This is a genomic window from Salipiger abyssi, assembly GCF_001975705.1.
GTDB classification, from domain to species: Bacteria; Pseudomonadota; Alphaproteobacteria; order Rhodobacterales; family Rhodobacteraceae; genus Salipiger; species Salipiger abyssi.
In genome coordinates this window covers 3,304,803-3,324,611 of record NZ_CP015093.1, presented here as the reverse complement: position 1 = coordinate 3,324,611, position 19,809 = coordinate 3,304,803, and the positions used below count along the sequence as shown (strand labels likewise).

Below are 19,809 nucleotides of genomic sequence, written 5' to 3'. Positions count from 1 at the left end.
AGACCTTTGGCAACGAATGTGCAGGAGGACAGTATGGCCTGGAAGACCCTCGACGACATGGACCTGGACGGCAAGCGCGTGCTGACCCGTGTCGACATCAACGTTCCGGTGGAAAACGGCGAAGTGACGGATGCCACCCGCATCGAGCGCGTCGGCCCCACGGTGCAGGACATCCTGTCGCGCGGCGGCAAGCCGGTGCTGCTGGCGCATTTCGGCCGGCCCAAGGGCAAGGTGGTGCCCGAGATGTCGCTGAAGATGCTGGTGCCCGCGATCGAGGCGGCCTTTGGCACCAAGGTGCATTTCGCCACGCTGGACGAGGCCGAGGTGGTGATCGACGCCTGCGATGCCGGCCAGGTGGTGCTGCTGGAGAACACCCGCTTCGAGCCGGGCGAGGAAAAGAACGACGCGGAGCTGGCGAAACGCTATGCCGCGCTTGGCGATATCTACTGCAACGACGCCTTCTCGGCGGCGCACCGCGCCCATGCCTCCACCGAGGCGCTGGCGCATCTGCTGCCGGCCTGCGCCGGCCGGCTGATGCAGGCCGAGCTGGAAGCGCTCGACGCGGCGCTCGGCACGCCGAAGCGCCCGGTGCTGGCGGTCGTGGGCGGCGCCAAGGTCTCCACCAAGCTGGAACTGCTGGGAAATCTGGTGGAAAAGGTCGATCTGCTGGTGATCGGCGGCGGCATGGCCAACACCTTCCTCGCCGCCAAGGGAATCGATGTCGGCAAATCGCTTTGCGAGCACGAGATGGCCGGCACCGCAAAGGAGATCATCGCCAAAGCGGAAACCGCCGGCTGCGAGATCCTGCTGCCGGGCGATGTGGTCGTGGCGCGCGAATTCCGCGAAAACGCCCCCTCCGAAACCGTGCCCGCCGATGCCTGCCCCGCCGATGCGATGATCCTCGATGCCGGCCCCGACAGCGTCGAGGCGGTCAAGGCCGCCATCGACAAGGCCGAGACGCTGATCTGGAACGGCCCGCTCGGCGCCTTCGAAATCGCGCCCTTCGATGCGGCCACCAATGCCGCGGCCGCCCACGCGGCGGCTGCCACGGCGCATGGTCAGCTGGTCTCGGTCGCCGGTGGCGGCGACACGGTCGCGGCGCTCAACAAGGCCGGCGCGGCGGAGGATTTCACCTATATCTCCACCGCCGGCGGCGCCTTCCTGGAATGGATGGAAGGCAAGGTCCTGCCCGGCGTCGCCGCCCTGGGCTGAGCCGGTCCACACGGTCGCCAGCGATTCCCAATACCGGTAGACGGTGGGCAGATCTGCTCACCGTCGCTTCCCTCGGAAAACGCCGGTCCTGTTTCCGCAACTTTTTGAGCGTTGCCCCGGCGCGGAACAAGGCGAAGCCGCCGCGCCATCGACGGGCCGCCCCCCGGGCCGGCGATTTGCCGACGTCCGCGTATCGTTGCGAGGTCCTTCGGATTTGGCCGGGATAAATCGAGAGGATCTATCTGTCGGGCCGCCAGCCCGCAGCCCGTCGATGACGCGGCTTGTGTCTCACGTTTTCCAAAGTGAACCTCCGGCGCGCTGGCGGGCACCTAATCCCTGCCCATCCCCTCTTGGCCAGTCCAACGCCCTCGCCGGGTTTTCCTGCCACCACGGTCACGAAGTTTTTCACCGCAAGCGCTGCCAGGAGGGATTCCCTTCGCGAATCACCTGTGGCATAGTCCCTGTCACGCATCCGCCAGAGATGCGGCTGACAAGGCAGAGCAAGAGCGCACCCCATGAGCGCAAGGCGCAAACCCGCATTCGGAGTCGTGATCTACGCGGCCATCACCCTGAGTCTTTCGGGGTATTTCGTCTTTGCCGCCGTGCAGGGCGATTTCGGGCTGTTCCGCCGCGCCGAGATCGAGGTCGAGGGCGAACGGCTCGCCGCCGAGCTCGACACGCTCGAAACCGAGGTGGCGCGCATGGAAAACCTGACGCGGCGCCTGTCGGACGATTATCTCGATCTCGATCTGCTCGATCAGCAGGCCCGCGATGTGTTGGGCCTGATGCGCGCCGACGAGATCGTGGTGCGCTGAGCCGCCTTCTTCGCAATTCGCCGCTCTGACGCGCGGAAATCCGCCCCACCGCCGCTTTGCTGCGCAACTCTCCGCCAGACGGGGTGCCACAGCGCGCCCGCCACATTTCTCAGGCTTGAAAAAGCCCGGGCGCGGCGCACATTTCTGTCACGAGACGAGCAAAAACAACAAAAATCCCCGAGGCAGCAGAATGAAAACCCTCACCATCCTCCAGGCCGCCGCACTTGCCGTTCTGGCCGTGTTCGGCGCCTATGCCGCACATGGCCAGCCACCGAGCTGCGATGCGAGCAACACCGAGATCAGCACGCCCTGCGATCTCTGAGGAGATTTCTGCGGCACCCCGACCGGGTCAGCGCCCGAGCGCCTCGTGCAGCTTGGGCAGGAACACATCCGTATAGAGCGTGCCGGCCAGCGGGCCGGTATGCTTGTGCAGGATCGTGCCGTCGCCCGCGACGATGAAGGTCTCGGGCGGGCCGGTCACCCCCCATTCGATCGCCGTGCGCCCCTGCGGATCGTAGGGCACGCCGATAAAGGGCGACTCCGCCTCCGCCAGATAGCCCGATGCGGCACCGGCCTTGTCCTTGAAGTTCACGCCGACGATGCGCACGCCCTCGTCCTGAAGCTCCAGCAGCCGGGGATGTTCGGCGCGGCAGGGCGGGCACCAGGAGGCCCAGAAATTCACCACCGTCACCTCGCCGCTGCGCAGATCGGCATCGGCGACCGAGGGGAAGCCTTCGAGCGTCTCCTCCGGCAGCGCCGGGGCCTGACGGCCGATGAAGGTCGAGGGCAGAATGCTGGTGTCGCCGCGCTGCATGCCGAGATAGGCCATCACCGCGAAGGCGGCAAAGATCAGCGGCGGCAGGATCATCAGCAGCGAGATCTTCTTCCTGGGTCCGGTCTGCGTGTCAGCCATTGGATTTGATCCGTTCCTCGATTTTCGCAAGCTCGGCCCGCACCTTGCGGGCGCGCGCGATGCTCAGCCCGACCAGCACGACGAGCAGCCCCAGGCTGACCCCGTAGGAGGCCAGCACCGCAAAGGCGTATTTTCCCAGATCCGGCATCATGCCCGGCGCTCCCGTGCCAGCAGCGCGCGCGCACGGCGGGCGCGGATTTCGGTTTGCGTGCGCAGAAAGACCAGCGCGATGAACAGCAGCACAAAGCCCGCGATGCAGACCAGCGCCGGATACCAGTAGACGTCCGAGACGTTCTCCTCGGCGTCCAGCGACAGCGAGGCGCCCTGATGCAGCCCCTGGTTCCAGAACAGCACCGCATAGCGCGACAGGATCGCAAAGACCGAACCCACGAGGCAGAGGATCGAGGTCAGGTCGGCGGCGGTGTCGTCATTCTCGATCGCCGACCACAGCGCCATATAGCCGAGATAGAACAGGAACAGCACCAGGAACGAGGTCAGGCGCGGATCCCACGCCCACCAGGTGCCCCACATCGGCTGCCCCCAGAGCGCACCGGTGGCCAGCGCGATCACCGTGAAGGTGGCGCCCACCGGGGCGGCGGCGCGGGCGGCCAGCGCCGAGACATGGTGGCGCCGGATGATCCAGACCAGCGACGCCACCAGCATCATCGCCCAGGCGTTGATCGCCATCATCGCGGCGGGCACATGGATGTAGAAGATCTTGACCGTCGAGCCCTGACGGTAATCGTCGGGGGTGAAGAAGAACCCCCAGATCAGCCCGGTCACGAGGCACAGCACCGCCGCCGCCGAGATCCACGGCAGCACGATATCCGTGGTTCGGATGAATTTGACGGGGTTGGCATATTCCCAGATCGACATGGCCCTGCCTCTATCGCAAACATCGCCCGGTTTCACCTGAAATTTCCGTCAGGCGCAATGACGCCTCCTGCCGCAGGGGCGCGACGGGCCGCGCTCAGTCGCGCCAGATATCCGGCGTCAGCAGCACCACAATGGCCAGCAGCTCCAGCCGACCCAGCACCATCGCCGCGCAGACCGTGAGCTTGGCCCCGGCGCTCAGCCCCGCCAGATCCACCGGCAGCTCCGCCGCCGCCGGGATCAGCGGGCCGCAATTGGTAAGCGCCGCGATGGTCAGCACCATGGCGTTCTCGAAGTCGATGCCGAAGAGGCCGAAGATCAGCGAGAACACCGCGATGGACATGGCGAACATCATGAAGAAGACCCAGGCGATGAACGCCCCCTGCCGCCGGATCCGCCGTGCCATCACGCCCGAGCGGCCGATAGAGCTGGGATGCACCAGCCGCTCCAGCTCGCGCTTGCCGGCGAGATAGAGCGCATAGATCCGCAGCAGCTTCACCCCGCCCGCCGTGGTCGCCACGCCGCCGCCGACAATCGCCAGCCCCATCAGGATCAGCCCCGGCGTCGACAGGCCCGACCAGCCCTGCGCCTCGGCCCAGTCGGCGCTGACGAAACCGGTGGTCGACAGGAAGGAGAGCGCGGTGAACACCCCGCCCCAGAGCGCCCGCAGCGCCAGTTCGAGATTCTGCTCGCCGCCCACATCGAAGGCCGCGATCCAGTGCCGCAGGAACAGCACCGCCGGCACCAGCGCGGCAATGGAAAGCCCCATGCGGAACTCGGGGTCTTCGCGCAGCCCGGGGCGGTAGGAGGCGCCGGTGTCGCCGGAAAAGGTCAGCCGCGACAGCGCGAAGAACAGGAAACAGAAGATGATCATCTCGCCCGCAAGCCCGCTCGGCGCGTTGATCGGCCCGCCCACCGGCGAGATGCCCGAGGTCGCCATGGTCGACATCGCGTGGCTGAGCGCCACCAGCGGCGGGTCGCCCGCCAGCAGCAGCATGATCCACAGCGCCAGCGTCAGCCCGGCATAGACCGGCACCAGGATCCGCGAGGACGCTCCCAGCCGCTGCGCCGGGTCCGACATGTCGCGCCGCCCGGCCAGCGCATCGACGCTCTGCCCCGGTTCGCCGCGCGCGGTGATCTCGAACCCGCCCAGCGTCAGCGGCGCCAGGATCGCCGCCGCCGCCACCCACATCAGCAACCCGCCGAGCCAGCCGACCTGCGCGCGCCAGAGATGCTCTGCCGAGGACAGGCGCGACGGCTCGAAGAGCGTGGCGCCGGTGGTGGTCAGGCTCGACACCATCTCGAAAAAGGCATTGAGAAAGGTGGTGGTGCGCAGCGCCTCGTGGAACGGCACCGCCAGCACCGCCGGCAGCAGCACAAAGGCCCCCATCAGCGCCAAGAGCTGCCGCGAGGCCGAACGGTTGTGCCGCCGCGTCGCCTGCGCGATGGCGATGAGCACGGTCAGCACCATGCCCACCAGCGCCGAATAGAAAAAGGCCCGCGCGTCGTGAAACTCTTCCTCGGCCAGCGCCACCACCGCCGGCAGGACCATCGACGCACTCGCGAGCCCGGTGAGCAGCAGGAAGAGCGGCAGGCGGTAAAGGGCTCCCATGGCTCAGAAAAAGTCGATCGAGACCTGGAGCAGCCGCTCCACCTGCGCGACATCCTTGGCCATGGCAAAGATCACGATGCGGTCGCCGTCGTCGATGCGCAGCCCGCCGGTGATCTTGACCACCTTGTCACCCTTGCGCACCGCGCCGACCAGAACACCCTCGGGAAAGTCGATCTCACGGATGGTCTTGCCGGCCATGGAGGAGGTCGAGAGCACCTCGGCCTCGATCACCTCGGCCTCGGCATCGCCGATGGAATAGACCGAGCGCACCCGCCCGTGACGGATATGGCGCAGGATCGAACTCACGGTGGTGGCGCGCGGGTTGATATAGGCATCGACCCCCAGCGGCTCCATCAGCGGCACCATGGTCGGGTCGTTGACCAGCGCGATGGCAAAGGGGCAGCCCGCCGCCTTGGCGCGCACCGCCGCCAGCATGTTGGTCTTGTCGTCGTCGGTAACACACAGCACCGCGTCGGCGCGGTCGATCCCGGCCTCGGCCAGCAGCCCCGCATCCAGCCCGTCGCCATGCAGCACGATGGTGCGCTCCAGCGCATCCGCCGCCCGCTCGGCGCGCTTGCGGTCGCGCTCGATCACCTTGGCGCGGATGCGCTCGGTGCGGGCCTCCAGCGCGCTTGCCACCGCCAGCCCGACATTGCCGCCGCCGATCACCACCACGCGCTCCTGCTTGCGCTGCGACTTGCCAAAGATCTCCAGCGTGCGGCGGATATCGTCCTTGTGCACGATCACGTAGCAGGAATCGCCGGGGAAAAGCTGGTCGCCCGGCTCGGGTGCAAACAATGTCCCCTCGCGCCGCACCCCCACCACGACCGAGCGCAGGGTCGAGAACAGATCCGAGAGCTGCCGCAGCGGCGTGTTCACGATGGGGCAGCCATCCTCGATGGTGAGGCCGAGAAGCTGCGCGCCGCCGTTCAGGAACCGCTCTGTGTCAAAGGCGGCGGGGGCCGAGAGCCGCTGCTGCGCCGCCTCGGCCACCTCTTTCTCGGGGCTGATCACCACGTCGATGGGCATGTGATCGCGGCGGTAGAGATCGGAATAGATCGCCGTCAGATAGGATTGCGAGCGCAGCCGCGCGACCTTGCGCGGAATGGCAAAGATCGAATGCGCCACCTGACAGGTCACCATATTGACCTCGTCGGAATAGGTGGCGGCGATGATCATGTCGGCGTCGCGCGCGCCCGCCTTGTCGAGCACATCCGGGTAGGAGGCAAAGCCCGCGATCCCCTGCACGTCGAGCGTGTCGGTGGCGCGGCGCACCAGATCGGGGTTGTTGTCGACGACGGTGACGTCGTTGCGCTCGCCCGAGAGATGCCGGGCGATCTGCCAGCCGACCTGCCCCGCACCGCAAATGATGACCTTCATGCGCTTCTCATCCCTGGACCGCTATTCCCGTGGCATGACATGCGGACACCGGGCGGTCAACGCCCTGCCGCGCGCCGCGCGGGCGGCCCCGGCTCAGCGCAGGTTGATGCGCAACACGGCGGCACTGGCAAAGGGCAAAAGCGCGATCACCCCGGCGCTGATGCCCGCCAGCATCAGGAGCGGTGTCTGCACCGCCAGCCCCTCCGCTCCGCGCCGCGCCGCCTCGGCGCCAAAGATCAGCGTCGGCACGTAGAGCGGCAGCACCAGCAGCGACAGCAGCAGCCCGCCGCGCTTCAGCCCCACCGTGAGCGCCGCGCCGAAGGTGCCGATCACCGAGAGCGCCGGCGTGCCGAGCGCCAGCGAGACCAACAGCCAGAGATAGCCATCGCGCGGCAGGCTCAGCAGCACCCCCAGCAGCGGCGCCGCCAGAACCAGCGGCAGCCCGGTGGTGATCCAGTGCGCCAGCGCCTTGACCGAGACGATGCCCTCCATCGGCAGCGGCGCGGTGGCCAGCAGATCGAGCGAGCCGTCCTCCCAGTCGAGCGCAAGGATCCGGTCGAGCGACAGCAGGCAGGCGAGCAGCGCGCCGATCCACAGCACGCCGGGCGCGATCCGCGCCAGCAGGCCGGTTTCCGGACCGACGCCGAAGGGCACCAGCACGGTGACGATCAGGAAAAACGCCAGCCCCAGGCCAAAGCCCCCGCCGGCGCGCACCGCCAGCCGCAGATCCCGTGTCAAAAGCGCGATCACAGAAAGGCCTCGTCCTGTTTCGCCGCGCGCGGCGCCGCCTTGAAGGGGGTGACGTCGAAGATCTCGGCCTCTTCCAGCCCCAGCTCGATATGGGTCGCCATAAGCGCCGCGCCGCCCGCCTCCAGATGCCGCCGCACGGCAGCGGCGAAAAGCGCCACCGAGGCCGCGTCGAGCGATACGGTCGGCTCGTCCAGCACCCAGACCGGGCGCCCGGTCACCATCAGCCGCGCCAGCCCCAGCCGGCGTTTCTGCCCTGCCGAGAGCGTGCCCGCCGGACGGTCGCTGAGCGCCTCCAGGTCGAAATCGCGCAGCGCGTCGGAAATCTCTTTGGTGCCAAAGACCTGCGCCCAGAACCTCAGGTTCTCGGTGACGCTCAGCATGGCCTTGAGCCCGTCGGAATGGCCGGCATAGGCGATGCGCTCGCCGGCGCCCTCGATGCGGCCCTCATGCGCCGGTTGCAGCCCGGCCACGGTGCGCAAGAGCGTGGTCTTGCCCGAACCGTTGGGTCCGCGCAGCACCAGCGCCCGGCCGGCGGCGAGATCGAAGCTCACCCCTTCCAGCACCGGCACCCCGCCCCGGGAGACCGCAAGATCGCGCACGCTCAGCATCATGGCCGAGCCATTACCGCAGCAAAGCCCGTGGGGAAAGCGCCAAAACCGCGCATCCCCCGCGCCCACCTGCGGCTTTCATCTTTCTGCAAATACTCAAAAATCGCAGCCTGGCCAGATGCGCCACGCCGGCCTGCCCGAGCAGACCCCGCCACAGGCCTCTCAGACCGGCACCACCGCAAGCGCCACCCGGCGCCCCTCGCCCAGCAGGACGTTATAGGTGCGGCAGGCCGAGGGCGTGTTCATCACCTCAACCCCGAGCCCGGCGGCTTCGAGCCGCTCGCGGAGCGGCTTCGGCAGCGGTGCGATCTCGGCGCCGGTGCCGACGAAGAGCACATCGACATCGCCCGCCAGCGCCAGCAGCGCCTCGGCATCGTCCAGCCCGCCCCAGGAGCGGCAGCCGTCGCTCGACAGGCACAGCGCGCCGCCCAGAGGCCGCCCGCCGACCCGGAAGAATCCCGGGCCGTAACCGTCGACCGGCTGAGCGCCGCCAAAGCTGATTTCATTCATCTGCATGGTTGTCCCCTAGTCCCACACAGGCAATCCCAGCACGATTGCCGTCGCGATGATCAGGTAGGCCACGACACGGTATTCCCCCTCCCGTGCCGGATCAAACAGCGCCTGGCCCACTTTCGTGCCCAAACCATAGGGCAAAAGCATCAGAAGACCAAGGGGGATGGCCGAACGCGTCAACACGCCCTGCATCGCCATGAGGGGCAAAAGCAACACAGAGGTGACGGTGAGAAAGACCAGGATCGTTGCGCGCGAACGCGCCACGCTGTCCTGCCCCGCAAGTTGAAAAAGGATCAGCACCGGTCCCAGCAGCCCGGTGGCACCGCCGACGAAGCCGGTCGCACCGGCCACCGCCGCGCGCATGCCCGGCCCCGGCACGCCGCGATAGCGCCAGCCGGTCACCAGCGCCACCAGCGTTACTGCCGCCACGCCGACCACCGCCCAGCGAAGCACCGTGACATCCGCGAGCTTCAGCACCCGGATCCCCAGCGCCACCATCGGCAGCGCCGCAAGCACCATGAGCCCGGTCGCTTTGCGGTTCACCTCGCCCAATGCGCGCGGCAGCACCGTGACGACCGAGACCATGGCCGCGATATTAAAGGACGCAATGGCCGCCTCGACGGGCAGAAAGATCGCTCCCACCGGCATAAAGACCAGCGCCGCGCCAAAGCCGGCAAAGCCATAGACCAGGCCCGCGACAAAGCAGGTGGCCAGCATCGCCCAGAGCCCCGGCGCCGCCAGAGCCTGGGCGAAGGCCTCAGACACTCGTGCCCGCCGCCTTGGCCTCGGCCTCCGCCTCGGGTTTCGACCAGTCGCGCTTGACGCCCAGCCAGAGCAGGATCGCCGAAGCCACGAAGATCGAGGAATAGGTGCCGACGAACACGCCCCAGATCATCGCAAAGACAAAGCCCCGGATCACGTCGCCGCCCAGTGCGAAGAGCGAGAACAGCGCCAGAAGCGTGGTCAGCGAGGTCATGATCGTGCGGCTCAGCGTCTCGTTGATCGAGAGGTTCAGCACCTCTTTCAGCGGGCGTTTCTTGTACTTGATCAGGTTCTCGCGCACCCGGTCGAACACCACCACCGTGTCGTTCAGCGAATAGCCCACGATGGTCAGCAGCGCCGCGATGATCGCCAGATCGAACTTGATGCCGACTTCCGAGAACACGCCGATGGTCAGCAGCACGTCATGCACCAGCGCCAGCACCGCGCCGAGCGCGAACTGCCATTCGAAGCGCAGCCAGATATAGATCAGCACCGCCGCGATCGCGAGGCCCACGGCCAGAAAGGCGGTCTGGATCAGCTCGCCCGACACTTTCGGCCCGACGCTCTCCACCGAGACGAACTGGATGTCCGGCGCGATCTCCTGAAGCGCGCCCTCGACCGCGGCGATGGTCTCCTGGGTGACCGCCTCCTGATCGTCCTGTGCCTGGATGCGCACCATGGCGACATTGCGGTCGGGGCCAAAGCTCGGGTCGAACACCTCGGAGATGGTGCTGTCGCCCAGCCCCAGCGCCGAGATCGCGTCGCGATAGGCGCCCACATCCACCGGCTGCGTACTCTCCGTCCGGATCGTCGTGCCGCCGCGGAAGTCGATGCCGTAATTCAGCCCGCGCAGGCCAAAGCTGACCATGGCCAGCACGATCATGAACGCCGAGATGCCGAGCCACATCTTCCAGTGCCTGAAGAAATCGAACGCGGTTCCGTCCTTGACCAGTCTCAGATGGCGCATATCAGATCTCCAGAGTCCGGGGGCGGCGGCGTTCGAACCACATCACCAGCAGCAACCGCGTCACCCAGATCGCGGTGAAGACCGAGGTCACGATGCCGAGCCCCAGCGTGATGGCAAAGCCGCGCACCGGGCCGGAGCCCATGACATAGAGGATCACGGCGGTGATGAAGGTGGTGATATTGGCGTCGACGATGGCCGACAGGGCTTTTTCATAGCCGAGCTCGATGGCCCGGGCCGGGCCGCGCGCCGATTTCAGCTCTTCGCGGATGCGCTCGAAGATCAGCACGTTGGCGTCCACCGCCATGCCGACCGTCAGCACGATGCCGGCGATGCCGGGCAGCGTCAACGTCGCCCCGATCAGCGACAGGATACCCATGATCAGCGCGATATTGAGGATCAGCGCCACATTGGCGAAGAGCCCGAAGAGCCCGTAGCTCAGCACCATGAAGACCAGCACGGCGGCAAAGGCCACGCCGGTGGCGAGCTTGCCCGCCTCGATGCTGTCCTGCCCGAGCTCGGGGCCGATGGTGCGTTCCTCGAGGAACTCCATGCCCGCGGGCAGCGCGCCGGCGCGCAGCAGCACGGCGAGATTGGTGCTTTCCTCGACCGAGAAATTGCCGGTGATGATGCCCGAGCCGCCGGGAATGTGGCTCTGGATCACCGGCGCCGAGATCACCTCGTCATCGAGCACGATGGCGAAGGGCGAGCCGATATTCTCGGCGGTGTAATCGCCGAACTTGCGCGCCCCCGAGGGGTTGAAGCGGAAATTCACCGCCGGGCGGCCGTTCTGGTCATAGGAAGGCTGCGCGTCGACCAGTTCCTCGCCGGTCACAACGGGCGCCTGTTCGAGGATGTAATAGACGCCGTCCTCGGTCTGCGACGGCAGGATCTCGTTGCCCACACCGGGGCTTTCATTGGCGTTGGTGGACCGGCTGATCACCGGCTGAAAGGTGAGCTGCGCCGTGGTGCCGATGATCTCCTTCAGCTCGGCGGCGGAACCGATGCCCGGCACCTGGATGAGGATCCGGTCGGCGCCCTGGCGCTGGATCGTGGGTTCGCGCGTGCCGACCTCGTCGATGCGGCGGCGGATGATCTCCAGCGACTGGCGCAGGGTGCGCTCGTCGGTGGCCTGTTTTTCGGCCTCCGAGAAGGTGACTATAACGTCACTGCCCTCGCCCGCCACTTGCAGGTCGGTGGCACCGGCGCCGGTGAGCGAGACCACCGGCTGCGCCAGACCGCGCACCAGCTCCAGCGCGCGCTCCATGCCGTCGGGGTTGGAGATCCGCACCCGCAGCGTGCCGGGCTCCGACGGTTGCAGCCGCACGGTGCCGACCTCGTCGCGGGCATCGCGCAGGATGTCGCGAACATCCGGCCAGAGCGCCTCCATCCGCGCAGCATAGACATCGGCAACCTTGACCTCCGCCAGCAGATGCGCGCCGCCGCGCAGGTCGAGCCCGAGATTCACCAGATCCGAGGGCAGCCAGCTCGGCCACCCGGCCGCTTGCGCCTCGCGTTCGGGCGTGGCGCCGCTTGCCTCGATGGCTTTCACGGCGTCGTTGTGAGTCTCGACGCGGTTATAGAAGAGGTTGGGCGCCGCCAGCACCAGCCCCGCGACCACCAGCGCCCAGATCAGGACGCGCTTCCAGGTATCGATTTGCAGCATGCTTACGCGCGCCCTCTTCGGTCAGAGATCAGCTTTCGGCCGGCTCGGTCTTGGAGAGCACCTGGCTGATGGTGTTCTGCACGACGCGGACCTTGACGCCCTCGGCGATCTCGATCTCGACCTCGTTGTTTTCCTTGACCTTCGCGACCTTGCCGATGATCCCGCCCTGGGTCACCACCTGATCGCCCCGGCGCAGCGCCGACACCATTTTCTGGTGTTCCTTGACCTTCTTCTGCTGCGGACGGATGAGCAGGAAATACATGATCCCGAAGATCAGGATCAGCGGGACGAACTGGGCAATGGCGCTGCCTTCCATGGGCGGGCTCCTCGTTGGATGGTGGCGGGGGAGGCCCCCCTTGCAAGTCGCGCGGAACCTATGTGCGAACGGTAGCGGATGCAAGGCGGCTGAGGCCCCGCTCACGCAAGCCTGCCTGACGCGCCCCGCCTGTCCCGCCCCGGACGCGATCCGGCCCCTCCCCCGCACACCCGCCCCGGGCTCGACCCGGGGCCTCGGCGTCGGCCATGAGGCCCCGGATCAAGCCCGGGGCGGGAGGCTCTTTTCCAACCGGGCCGAGACAGGCTAGGCTCGCCCCGGTAACGAGGGGCCGGGCCGGCGTTTCTGTATATGACGTCTGCAAAACGGTCATGATTTGACGAGGTGAATGAGAATGGCAGGACTGCCAACCAACCTTCAGCCCCTGATCGACCGGGTGGACGTGTTGACCAGAGGCGCAAAAGCAAACTGGTTCGGTCTGCTGTCTTATATGGCTTTCGTCGGCGTGACTCTCGTCGGCGTGCAGGACGCGGATTTCTTCATTGTCGAACGCGAAACCCAACTGCCGCTCGTCAACGTTTCGGTCCCCACCCAAACCTTCTTCTATGTCGCCCCCGTTCTTGGAGCAGCGCTGTTCATCTATTTCCACCTCCAGCTACTAAAACTGTGGGAGGCCCTGTTCGACGCGCTCAAGGAACCCCGGATCCGGACATTGGGCGAACATGTCCTGCCTTGGCTTATCACAGATTACGCGCTGATGAGTCGCAAAGGCGCCCTGCGCCGCCGTCCTGCGCGCTGGCTGGTCTGGGTTGTCAGCTTCTTTCTGGCCTACGCCGCACCGCTCATCGTGCTTGGCTGGTTCTGGTGGCGCTCCATGCCCAAGCACGACCCGTGGCTGACCCTCGGGGCATGCGGGGCGAGCCTTCTGCTAGCGCTCTACATGGCCCAAGCGAGCTGGCGGCAGATGCGCCGTCTGAACGGCAAGCGAGGCCCCGACTGGCAGGCAAAGGAGCCAAAGGCGCTTCGCATTGCATGGCGATCCGCGATCACGCTCGTTTTCGTGACAATCTGCCTACTTGGCTGGTTCCGCGCTGCCGAACCCGCAAGCACCTATGCCCGGACAATCTATGCCCGGCTGGACGCAGAAGCCTTGGCCGCACACGACGGGCTGGAGGAAGAAGACGCATTCGCCTACAATCACCCCATAAGCGATGACATTCCGGGCCACCCGCTCGTCGCGCTTGCACCGGCACAGCTTTCTGGCGTCGATCTGTCCTATGTGCCGGAGGGCTGGCTTGGCTTCAACGAAGCACACGAGGCATACCGCTGGCGCTGGTGCGAACAGCGCGGCGTCCCAAGCCCGATTTGCGAAACCCTCGTGCAATCTGAAATCGACCTCGACAAGACTGCGCAAGCGCAGCGAACAAGGTATTGCGCTGAAATATTCGGTACGGACGCGTCGGAAGAAGACTGCCAAACGCGGCTGTCCGAACGCGCCCGGAGCTTCGAATCCGAGTGGGAGCGCTATTGGCACGCGCATCTGATTAACCTGAAATCGCGGGATCTGGCTTCGCGAGATTTGCGAAACGCGAACCTCTTCGACGCGCAGATGCAGGGGGCGGACCTTAGCTGGGCGCAGATGCAGGGGGCGTACCTCGGCGCGGCGCAGATGCAGGGGGCGATCCTCAGCGAGGCGAAGATGGACGATCGCACCAATCTCAGCGCCGCTACTCTCCGAGGGGCTGCGCTGAGATCGGTGGATGATACCACCATAGCAAAATTGCAGCCGTTCTGGCAGGAGATCTTTGCCGATGGCACCGTGCAACTGCCGGAGGGCGAGCGCCGTCCCCGGCACTGGAAAGACGAAGAGCTCAACTGGAGCGACTTCGAAACCGCCTGGCACAAATGGATGCGCGAAGAGATGGGCATGGACCCCGACAACCCGCAATGATCCGCGCCGCGCTGCTCTGCCTCCTCCTCGCCACCCCAGCCACCGCGCAGGATCTGCCCGCCCTGCCCCTTGCAGACCACTCTCAGTGGCAGGCCGTGGGCCGGCTCAACACCAAGGGCTACAACCGGCGCGGCATGTGTTCCGGGGCGCTGATCGCGCCCGATACCGTGCTGACCGCCGCGCATTGTCTCGCCGGCCCCGGCGGCACGCCCGAGCGGGCGGAGAACCTGCATTTCGTCGCGGGCTGGCTCGGCGGCGATTATGCCGGGGAGAGCGCCGTCGCGGGGTATGAGCTGCACCCCAGGGCCTATGACAACCTGCATCTCGATATCGAGCACGATCTGGCGCTGGTCACTCTGGCCCAGCCGCTCGACATCGCGCCGCTGCCCATCGGCAGCGGTTTCGCCCCGCCCTTCGCGCTGATCGGCTATCACGATCACCGGCCGCACCGGCTTTCGGGCCGGTTCGACTGCAAGGGTCACAAGGACCACGCGCTCCTGCGCATCGCCTGCCCGGTGCGGCCCGGCAATTCCGGCGGGCCGGTGCTGAGCGGCGGGCCGGGCGCATGGGAGGTGACAGCGGTGGTCACTGCCTATGCGCAAGGCGATACGCTGGCGGTGCCGGTGGATGAATGGGTTCGCGCGCGGCTGCTGCGGGGCGCCCCCTACACCTCGGATTAAAAAGAGGGCATAACCGCCGCGACTCGCACCCAAAGAAGGACAAGGGACGATGCACGACATCCGCGCCATCCGAGAAAACCCCGCCGCATGGGATGCGGCGCTGTCTCGCCGCGGGCTGGAGTCGCAATCGGCCTCGGTCCTGGCCATGGACGAGGAACGCCGCGCCGCGATCCACGCCGCCGAAACCGCGCAGGCCGAGCAGAACAGGGCGTCCAAGGAGGTCGGCAAGGCCAAGGCCTCCGGCGACGAGGCGGAGTTCGAACGGCTGCGCGCGCTGGTCTCGGCGAAAAAGGCCGAGGTGGCGGAGATGCAGGCCAAGGCCAAGGAGCTCGACAGCCAGCTCACCGATCTGCTGATGGGCGTGCCGAACCTGCCCTATGACGATGTGCCCGAGGGCGCGGACGAGGACGACAATGTCGAAATCCGCCGCTGGGGCACGCCGGCGGCCTATGATTTCGCCCCCAAGGAGCATTACCAGCTCGAGGGCGTGCAGAAGGGCATGGATTTCGAAACCGCCGCCAAGCTCTCCGGCGCGCGCTTCGTGGTGCTCTCGGGCGCCGTGGCGCGCATTCACCGGGCGCTGGCGCAGTTCATGCTCGACACCCATACCGAGGAGAACGGGCTCACCGAGACGTGGACCCCGGTGCTGGTGCGCGAAGAGATGATGTATGGCACCGGCCAGTTGCCGAAATTCGGCGAGGACAGCTATCAGACCCGCGAGGGCTGGTGGCTGGTGCCCACCGCCGAGGTGACGCTGACCAATATCGTCAACGGGCTGACCGTGGACGAAGATTACCTGCCGCGCCGCTATGTGGCGCATACGCAGTGCTTCCGCTCGGAGGCGGGCTCTGCGGGGCGCGACACCGCAGGCATGCTGCGTCAGCACCAGTTCGAGAAGGTCGAGATGGTCTCGGTCACGCATCCGGAAAACTCCCGCGAAGAGCTCGACCGGATGACCGGTTGCGCGCAGGGCATTCTCGAACGGCTGGGCCTGCCCTATCGCACCGTGGTGCTCTGCACCGGCGACATGGGCTTCGGCGCGCGGCGGACGCATGATATCGAGGTCTGGCTGCCCGGACAGAACACCTATCGCGAGATCTCCTCGGTCTCGGTCTGCGGCGATTTCCAGGCGCGGCGGATGAACGCGCGGTTCAAGCCGGGCGCCGGTGGCAAGCCGGATTATGTGCATACGCTAAACGGCTCGGGTCTGGCCGTCGGTCGCTGCCTGATCGCGGTGCTGGAGAACGGCCAGCAGGCGGATGGCTCGGTCAAGCTGCCCGAGGCGTTGCATCCGTGGCTGCGCGGCAAGACCACGCTCACGGCGGATGGAGATCTGGTCTGATCATGAACAAGCTCTGGGCGGCAGCGGTATTCCTGGCAGCGGTGGCATTTGCCGCCGGGCCGGTGCTGTGGCCCGGCTTCGGCGGCTTCGCGCCCCATGCCTTCCCGGTGCCGCAGGACGAGCCGCCGGTGCAGCCGGCGGGCTATGCCTTCGCGATCTGGGGGCTGATCTATCTCTGGCTCGTGGCGGGCACCGGCTTCGGCCTGCTGCGCCGCGCCGAAGACCCCGACTGGCAGAGCCACCGCCCGGCGCTGCTGCTGAGCCTCGGCATCGGCGTGGTCTGGCTGCCGGTGGCGCAGGTCTCGCCGCTCGCCGCCACGGCGATGATCTGGGTGATGCTGACCGCCGCGCTGCTGGCGCTGTTCCGCACCGGCGACATGGACCGCTGGTTGCAGATCTCGCCGCTGGCGATCTATTCGGGCTGGCTGACCGCGGCGGCACCGGTCTCGGTCGGGCTGCTGCTGGCGGGCTATGGCTGGCTGCCCGAGACCACCGCCGCGCTGGTGGCGCTGGTCATCGCGCTCACCATCGCGCTGGTGATGCAATACCGGCTGCACCGGGCGCCGCTTTACGGAATCACGGTGATCTGGGCGCTGATCGCTGTGATCGTGGCCAATTCCTCGCCGCTCAATATCGCCGTGGCGGGGCTGGCGCTGATCGGGATCTTCGCCATCCTGGCGCTGCGCGGCACCGATACGGAATAGTCGCCCGGGCGGTTTCCGGGCTTGCGGCGCCGGCGCTTTCGGTCATCCTTGCCCGGTGAGGCCACCGCCCGGAACCCGGGCGGCCCCCTGCCGGTTGTCTTCGCGACGCCCCCAGCCAGGACCGCTTACCATGCAGATCTTTCAGTGCCCCAATTGCGGGGCGCCGCTCTACTTTCACAATACCGGCTGCACCTGCGGACAGCAGGTCAGTTTCGATCCGGAGCGCCAGCTCATGCAGCCTGCGGCGGAGGTCTGCGCGAATCGCGAGATCATCGGCTGCAACTGGCAGGCCGAGGCCGGCGGGCTCTGCCGCTCCTGCGCGATGACCGAGACGCTGCCGGATCTGCGCGAGGCGGAGAACCGGCCGCTCTGGGAGATCTCCGAACGCGCCAAGCGCTGGATGCTGGCCAATCTCGCGCGATGGGGCTGGTTCACCGAGGCCGATCCCGGCGGGCGGCCGGTGTTCCGGCTGCTGTCCGAGAACACCGCCGTCGGGCCTAAAGAGATCGTGATGGGGCATGCGAACGGCATCATCACCATCAATGTGACCGAGGCCAGCGACGCGGTGCTGGCGCTGCGGCAGGAGCAGTTCGGCGAACTCTACCGCACGATGCTGGGCCATATGCGCCACGAGATCGCGCATTACCTGTTCCTGCGGCTGAGCGCCGAGCCCGGCTTTCTAGAGGCATTTCGGTCGCTCTTCGGCGACGAGCGACAGGATTACGGCGCCGCGCTTGAGGCGCATTACGCCGAACCGCAGCCTGCGGGCTATGACCATGTCACCAGCTATGCCACGGCGCATCCGCATGAGGACTGGGCCGAGAGCATCGCGCATCTGCTGCATCTGGTGGATCTGCTCGACAGCGCGGCGGCGGCGGGCCTGGCCGTTCCGGGCGGCCCGCCCCCGGTTACGACGCCTATGCCGAGAGCGACACCGAGGCCGAGATCACGCTGGCGGTGGATCTGTCGATCGCGATGAACCATGTGAACCGGGCGCTGGACCTGCCGGATCTCTACCCGTTCGTTCTGGCGCAGGGGGTGCGCGACAAGCTGGGCTTTGCCCATCGCTGGCTGCGGCGGGCATAAAACGTTTCCGATTGGTACAGGTTGCGGTGGGCAGAATTGCCCACCCTACCCGCCCCGGACCCGATCCGGGGCCCCAGCGGTCGCGCTCTGGCGGAGGGTGACAGTCAAAGCGCACTGATTTTTGTACCTGAACCCTTACATTTGGCCCGGCTTCCCCTGCGCCCCACGCAGAAGGGGGCGCTATGCGCCCCGCTCAGTCCTTGCGCCGGCCCAGATGCTTCTTCAGCGCGCCGGCGTTCTTCTCGCGCCGGCCCTTATAGGGGTTCTTGTCGCCCTGCCCGCGCATATAGAGCCGGATCGGCGTGCCCGGCATGTCGAAGCCCTCGCGCAGACCGTTGACCAGATAGCGCGTGTAGCTTTCGGGGATCTTGTCGGGATGCGAGCACATCACCACAAAGCCCGGCGGACGGGTCTTGGCCTGGGTCATGTAGCGCAGCTTGATCCGCCGGCCCTGCGGCGCGGGCGGCGGGTGCGAGGAGATCATCCCTTCCAGCCAGCGGTTGAGCTGGCCGGTGGGGATGCGGCGGTTCCAGACCTCCCAGGCCTTGATAACCGCCGCGTGCAGCCGGTCGAGCCCGCGCCCGGTGCGCGCCGAGACGGTCACCAGCGGCGCGCCGCGCAGCTGCGGCAGCAGCCGGTCGAAGGCCTCTTTCAGATCGCGCAGCTTTTCCTGCTTGTGCTCTTCCACATCCCATTTGTTCACCGCGACCACGACCGCACGGCCCTCGCGCTCGGCGAGATCGGCGATGCGCAGATCCTGCTGCTCGAAGGGAATCGCCGCATCCAGCAGCACCACCACGACCTCGGCGAACTTGACCGCGCGCAGCCCGTCGGAGACCGAGAGTTTCTCCAGCTTTTCCTGCACCTTGGCGCGCTTGCGCATGCCGGCGGTGTCAAAGATCCGCATCGGCGTGCCGTCCCAGTCGAGCTGCACCGAGATCGCGTCGCGGGTGATGCCCGCCTCGGGGCCGGTCAGCAGGCGGTCCTCGCCGAGGATCTTGTTGATCAGCGTCGACTTGCCGGCATTGGGCCGGCCCACCACGGCGATCTGCAAGGGCTTCGCGGCGGTAATCTCGGGCAGCGCCTCATCGGCCTCTTCCGAGACCTCTTCGTCGAGGCTCACATCCGTCTCCGGCGCCTCCTCGGCAGCGCGCTCGGCAAAGGCATCGGCCAGCGGCTGCAAGGTGCCGTAGAGATCCGGCATGCCCTCGCCATGCTCCGCCGAAAGCCGCAAGGGCTCGCCCAGACCCAGCGCATAGGCCTCCAGCACGCCGGCATCGGCGGCAGCGCCCTCGGCCTTGTTGGCCGCCAGGATCACATGTTTGGCGCGCTTGCGCAGGATCTCGGCAAAGACCTCGTCGGTGGGGGTGACCCCCACCCGCGCGTCGATCATGAAGAGGCAGATATCGGCCATGTCCACCGCGCGCTCGGTGAGCTTGCGCATGCGGCCCTGAAGGCTCTCGTCGGTGGCCTCTTCCAGCCCCGCCGTGTCGATCACCGTGAAGCGAAGATCGCCCAGCCGGCCCACGCCCTCGCGCAGGTCGCGGGTCACGCCGGGCTGGTCGTCGACCAGCGCCAGGCGCTTGCCGACCAGCCGGTTGAACAGCGTGGATTTGCCCACATTCGGGCGGCCCACAATGGCGAGGGAAAAGCTCATCTCATGCGTCCTTGATCACAAGCCGCCCCGATAGCGCATTTGCCGCC

Annotated in this window: 20 protein-coding genes and 1 pseudogene; 8 read left to right on the top strand and 13 right to left on the bottom strand. The window is 67.0% G+C overall.

Annotated elements, in window-relative coordinates:
• The first annotated feature begins 33 nt into the window (after positions 1–33).
• The 3 genes from Ga0080574_RS19750 to Ga0080574_RS26745 all read left to right on the top strand — a co-directional run bounded on the left by Ga0080574_RS19750 (position 34) and on the right by Ga0080574_RS26745 (position 2,349).
• On the top strand, positions 34–1,212 hold the full coding sequence (locus Ga0080574_RS19750) for a phosphoglycerate kinase (protein WP_076703543.1): 1,179 nt from the start codon (positions 34–36) through the stop codon (positions 1,210–1,212).
• Positions 1,213–1,727: 515 nt separating this feature from the next.
• Positions 1,728–2,027 (top strand): FtsB family cell division protein, encoded by a 300-nt coding sequence (locus Ga0080574_RS19745; protein WP_076703541.1) that lies wholly within the window; start codon positions 1,728–1,730, stop codon positions 2,025–2,027.
• 190 nt (positions 2,028–2,217) lie between these two features.
• Positions 2,218–2,349 carry a hypothetical protein gene (locus Ga0080574_RS26745; RefSeq protein ID WP_257787897.1) on the top strand — a complete coding sequence of 44 codons (132 nt, stop codon included), beginning with the start codon at positions 2,218–2,220 and terminating at the stop codon, positions 2,347–2,349.
• A gap of 27 nt (positions 2,350–2,376) precedes the next feature.
• Here the strand turns inward: Ga0080574_RS26745 and Ga0080574_RS19740 are convergent, their stop codons facing one another.
• The 12 genes from Ga0080574_RS19740 to yajC all read right to left on the bottom strand — a co-directional run bounded on the left by Ga0080574_RS19740 (position 2,377) and on the right by yajC (position 12,384).
• The gene (locus tag Ga0080574_RS19740; RefSeq protein ID WP_237219292.1) at positions 2,377–2,940 is read right to left on the bottom strand and encodes a DsbE family thiol:disulfide interchange protein; all 564 of its coding nucleotides are present in this window, start codon (positions 2,938–2,940) and stop codon (positions 2,377–2,379) included.
• Positions 2,933–3,091 (bottom strand): heme exporter protein CcmD, encoded by a 159-nt coding sequence (ccmD, locus tag Ga0080574_RS19735; RefSeq protein ID WP_198039749.1) that lies wholly within the window; start codon positions 3,089–3,091, stop codon positions 2,933–2,935. The genes Ga0080574_RS19740 and ccmD overlap by 8 nt, the downstream gene beginning before the upstream one ends.
• Complete coding sequence (locus Ga0080574_RS19730; RefSeq protein WP_076703539.1) at positions 3,088–3,816, bottom strand: heme ABC transporter permease; 729 nt, start codon at positions 3,814–3,816, stop codon at positions 3,088–3,090. The genes ccmD and Ga0080574_RS19730 overlap by 4 nt, the downstream gene beginning before the upstream one ends.
• Before the next feature lie 94 nt (positions 3,817–3,910).
• A complete protein-coding gene (locus tag Ga0080574_RS19725) occupies positions 3,911–5,425 on the bottom strand; it encodes a TrkH family potassium uptake protein (RefSeq protein ID WP_076703537.1) in 1,515 nt (504 codons plus the stop codon).
• Positions 5,426–5,428: 3 nt separating this feature from the next.
• The gene (gene trkA, locus Ga0080574_RS19720; RefSeq protein ID WP_076703535.1) at positions 5,429–6,805 is read right to left on the bottom strand and encodes a Trk system potassium transporter TrkA; all 1,377 of its coding nucleotides are present in this window, start codon (positions 6,803–6,805) and stop codon (positions 5,429–5,431) included.
• A gap of 93 nt (positions 6,806–6,898) precedes the next feature.
• Positions 6,899–7,555, bottom strand: a complete 657-nt coding sequence (gene ccmB, locus Ga0080574_RS19715; protein WP_076703533.1) for a heme exporter protein CcmB — start codon at positions 7,553–7,555, stop codon at positions 6,899–6,901.
• Positions 7,552–8,166, bottom strand: coding sequence for a heme ABC exporter ATP-binding protein CcmA (ccmA, locus tag Ga0080574_RS19710; RefSeq protein ID WP_076703531.1), 615 nt, complete (start codon positions 8,164–8,166; stop codon positions 7,552–7,554). The genes ccmB and ccmA overlap by 4 nt, the downstream gene beginning before the upstream one ends.
• Positions 8,167–8,325: 159 nt before the next feature.
• Positions 8,326–8,679: an Mth938-like domain-containing protein gene (locus Ga0080574_RS19705; protein WP_076703528.1), complete on the bottom strand. Its 354-nt coding sequence runs from the start codon at positions 8,677–8,679 to the stop codon at positions 8,326–8,328.
• Positions 8,680–8,688: 9 nt separating this feature from the next.
• Positions 8,689–9,441, bottom strand: coding sequence for a sulfite exporter TauE/SafE family protein (locus Ga0080574_RS19700; RefSeq protein WP_076703526.1), 753 nt, complete (start codon positions 9,439–9,441; stop codon positions 8,689–8,691).
• Positions 9,434–10,405 (bottom strand): protein translocase subunit SecF, encoded by a 972-nt coding sequence (secF, locus tag Ga0080574_RS19695; RefSeq protein WP_076703524.1) that lies wholly within the window; start codon positions 10,403–10,405, stop codon positions 9,434–9,436. Before secF ends, Ga0080574_RS19700 begins: the two co-directional genes overlap by 8 nt.
• Before the next feature lies 1 nt (position 10,406).
• Positions 10,407–12,068, bottom strand: a complete 1,662-nt coding sequence (gene secD / locus Ga0080574_RS19690; RefSeq protein ID WP_076703522.1) for a protein translocase subunit SecD — start codon at positions 12,066–12,068, stop codon at positions 10,407–10,409.
• 28 nt (positions 12,069–12,096) lie between these two features.
• Entirely contained in the window at positions 12,097–12,384 is a 288-nt protein-coding gene (gene yajC, locus Ga0080574_RS19685) for a preprotein translocase subunit YajC (RefSeq protein WP_076703520.1), read from the bottom strand.
• Positions 12,385–12,736: 352 nt separating this feature from the next.
• Between yajC and Ga0080574_RS19680 the strand changes: the two genes are divergently transcribed.
• The 5 genes and pseudogenes from Ga0080574_RS19680 (at position 12,737) to Ga0080574_RS19660 (ending at position 18,105) form a co-directional block, all read left to right on the top strand.
• A complete protein-coding gene (locus tag Ga0080574_RS19680; RefSeq protein ID WP_076703518.1) occupies positions 12,737–14,293 on the top strand; it encodes a pentapeptide repeat-containing protein in 1,557 nt (518 codons plus the stop codon).
• Positions 14,290–14,973 (top strand): trypsin-like serine peptidase, encoded by a 684-nt coding sequence (locus Ga0080574_RS19675; RefSeq protein WP_076703516.1) that lies wholly within the window; start codon positions 14,290–14,292, stop codon positions 14,971–14,973. Before Ga0080574_RS19680 ends, Ga0080574_RS19675 begins: the two co-directional genes overlap by 4 nt.
• Positions 14,974–15,022: 49 nt before the next feature.
• Positions 15,023–16,315: a serine--tRNA ligase gene (gene serS, locus Ga0080574_RS19670; protein WP_076703514.1), complete on the top strand. Its 1,293-nt coding sequence runs from the start codon at positions 15,023–15,025 to the stop codon at positions 16,313–16,315.
• Positions 16,316–16,317: 2 nt separating this feature from the next.
• Positions 16,318–17,019 (top strand): TspO-related membrane protein, encoded by a 702-nt coding sequence (locus Ga0080574_RS19665; RefSeq protein ID WP_076703512.1) that lies wholly within the window; start codon positions 16,318–16,320, stop codon positions 17,017–17,019.
• Between the two features lie 130 nt (positions 17,020–17,149).
• Positions 17,150–18,105, top strand: a pseudogene (locus Ga0080574_RS19660) (zinc-binding metallopeptidase family protein).
• Positions 18,106–18,298: 193 nt separating this feature from the next.
• Here the strand turns inward: Ga0080574_RS19660 and der are convergent.
• The gene (der, locus tag Ga0080574_RS19655; protein WP_076703510.1) at positions 18,299–19,762 is read right to left on the bottom strand and encodes a ribosome biogenesis GTPase Der; all 1,464 of its coding nucleotides are present in this window, start codon (positions 19,760–19,762) and stop codon (positions 18,299–18,301) included.
• Positions 19,763–19,809: the final 47 nt, after the last annotated feature.

Coding starts and splice junctions, on each gene's coding strand:
- secD (WP_076703522.1), bottom strand. CDS start 12,068: ATGCTGCAAATCGATACCTGGAAGCGCGTCCTGATCTGGGCGCTGGTG.
- der (WP_076703510.1), bottom strand. CDS start 19,762: ATGAGCTTTTCCCTCGCCATTGTGGGCCGCCCGAATGTGGGCAAATCC.
- Ga0080574_RS19680 (WP_076703518.1), top strand. CDS start 12,737: ATGGCAGGACTGCCAACCAACCTTCAGCCCCTGATCGACCGGGTGGAC.
- trkA (WP_076703535.1), bottom strand. CDS start 6,805: ATGAAGGTCATCATTTGCGGTGCGGGGCAGGTCGGCTGGCAGATCGCC.
- Ga0080574_RS19665 (WP_076703512.1), top strand. CDS start 16,318: ATGAACAAGCTCTGGGCGGCAGCGGTATTCCTGGCAGCGGTGGCATTT.
- yajC (WP_076703520.1), bottom strand. CDS start 12,384: ATGGAAGGCAGCGCCATTGCCCAGTTCGTCCCGCTGATCCTGATCTTC.
- Ga0080574_RS26745 (WP_257787897.1), top strand. CDS start 2,218: ATGAAAACCCTCACCATCCTCCAGGCCGCCGCACTTGCCGTTCTGGCC.
- ccmA (WP_076703531.1), bottom strand. CDS start 8,166: ATGATGCTGAGCGTGCGCGATCTTGCGGTCTCCCGGGGCGGGGTGCCG.
- Ga0080574_RS19705 (WP_076703528.1), bottom strand. CDS start 8,679: ATGCAGATGAATGAAATCAGCTTTGGCGGCGCTCAGCCGGTCGACGGT.
- Ga0080574_RS19745 (WP_076703541.1), top strand. CDS start 1,728: ATGAGCGCAAGGCGCAAACCCGCATTCGGAGTCGTGATCTACGCGGCC.
- ccmD (WP_198039749.1), bottom strand. CDS start 3,091: ATGATGCCGGATCTGGGAAAATACGCCTTTGCGGTGCTGGCCTCCTAC.
- Ga0080574_RS19730 (WP_076703539.1), bottom strand. CDS start 3,816: ATGTCGATCTGGGAATATGCCAACCCCGTCAAATTCATCCGAACCACG.
- Ga0080574_RS19725 (WP_076703537.1), bottom strand. CDS start 5,425: ATGGGAGCCCTTTACCGCCTGCCGCTCTTCCTGCTGCTCACCGGGCTC.
- Ga0080574_RS19740 (WP_237219292.1), bottom strand. CDS start 2,940: ATGGCTGACACGCAGACCGGACCCAGGAAGAAGATCTCGCTGCTGATG.
- secF (WP_076703524.1), bottom strand. CDS start 10,405: ATGCGCCATCTGAGACTGGTCAAGGACGGAACCGCGTTCGATTTCTTC.
- serS (WP_076703514.1), top strand. CDS start 15,023: ATGCACGACATCCGCGCCATCCGAGAAAACCCCGCCGCATGGGATGCG.
- Ga0080574_RS19750 (WP_076703543.1), top strand. CDS start 34: ATGGCCTGGAAGACCCTCGACGACATGGACCTGGACGGCAAGCGCGTG.
- Ga0080574_RS19675 (WP_076703516.1), top strand. CDS start 14,290: ATGATCCGCGCCGCGCTGCTCTGCCTCCTCCTCGCCACCCCAGCCACC.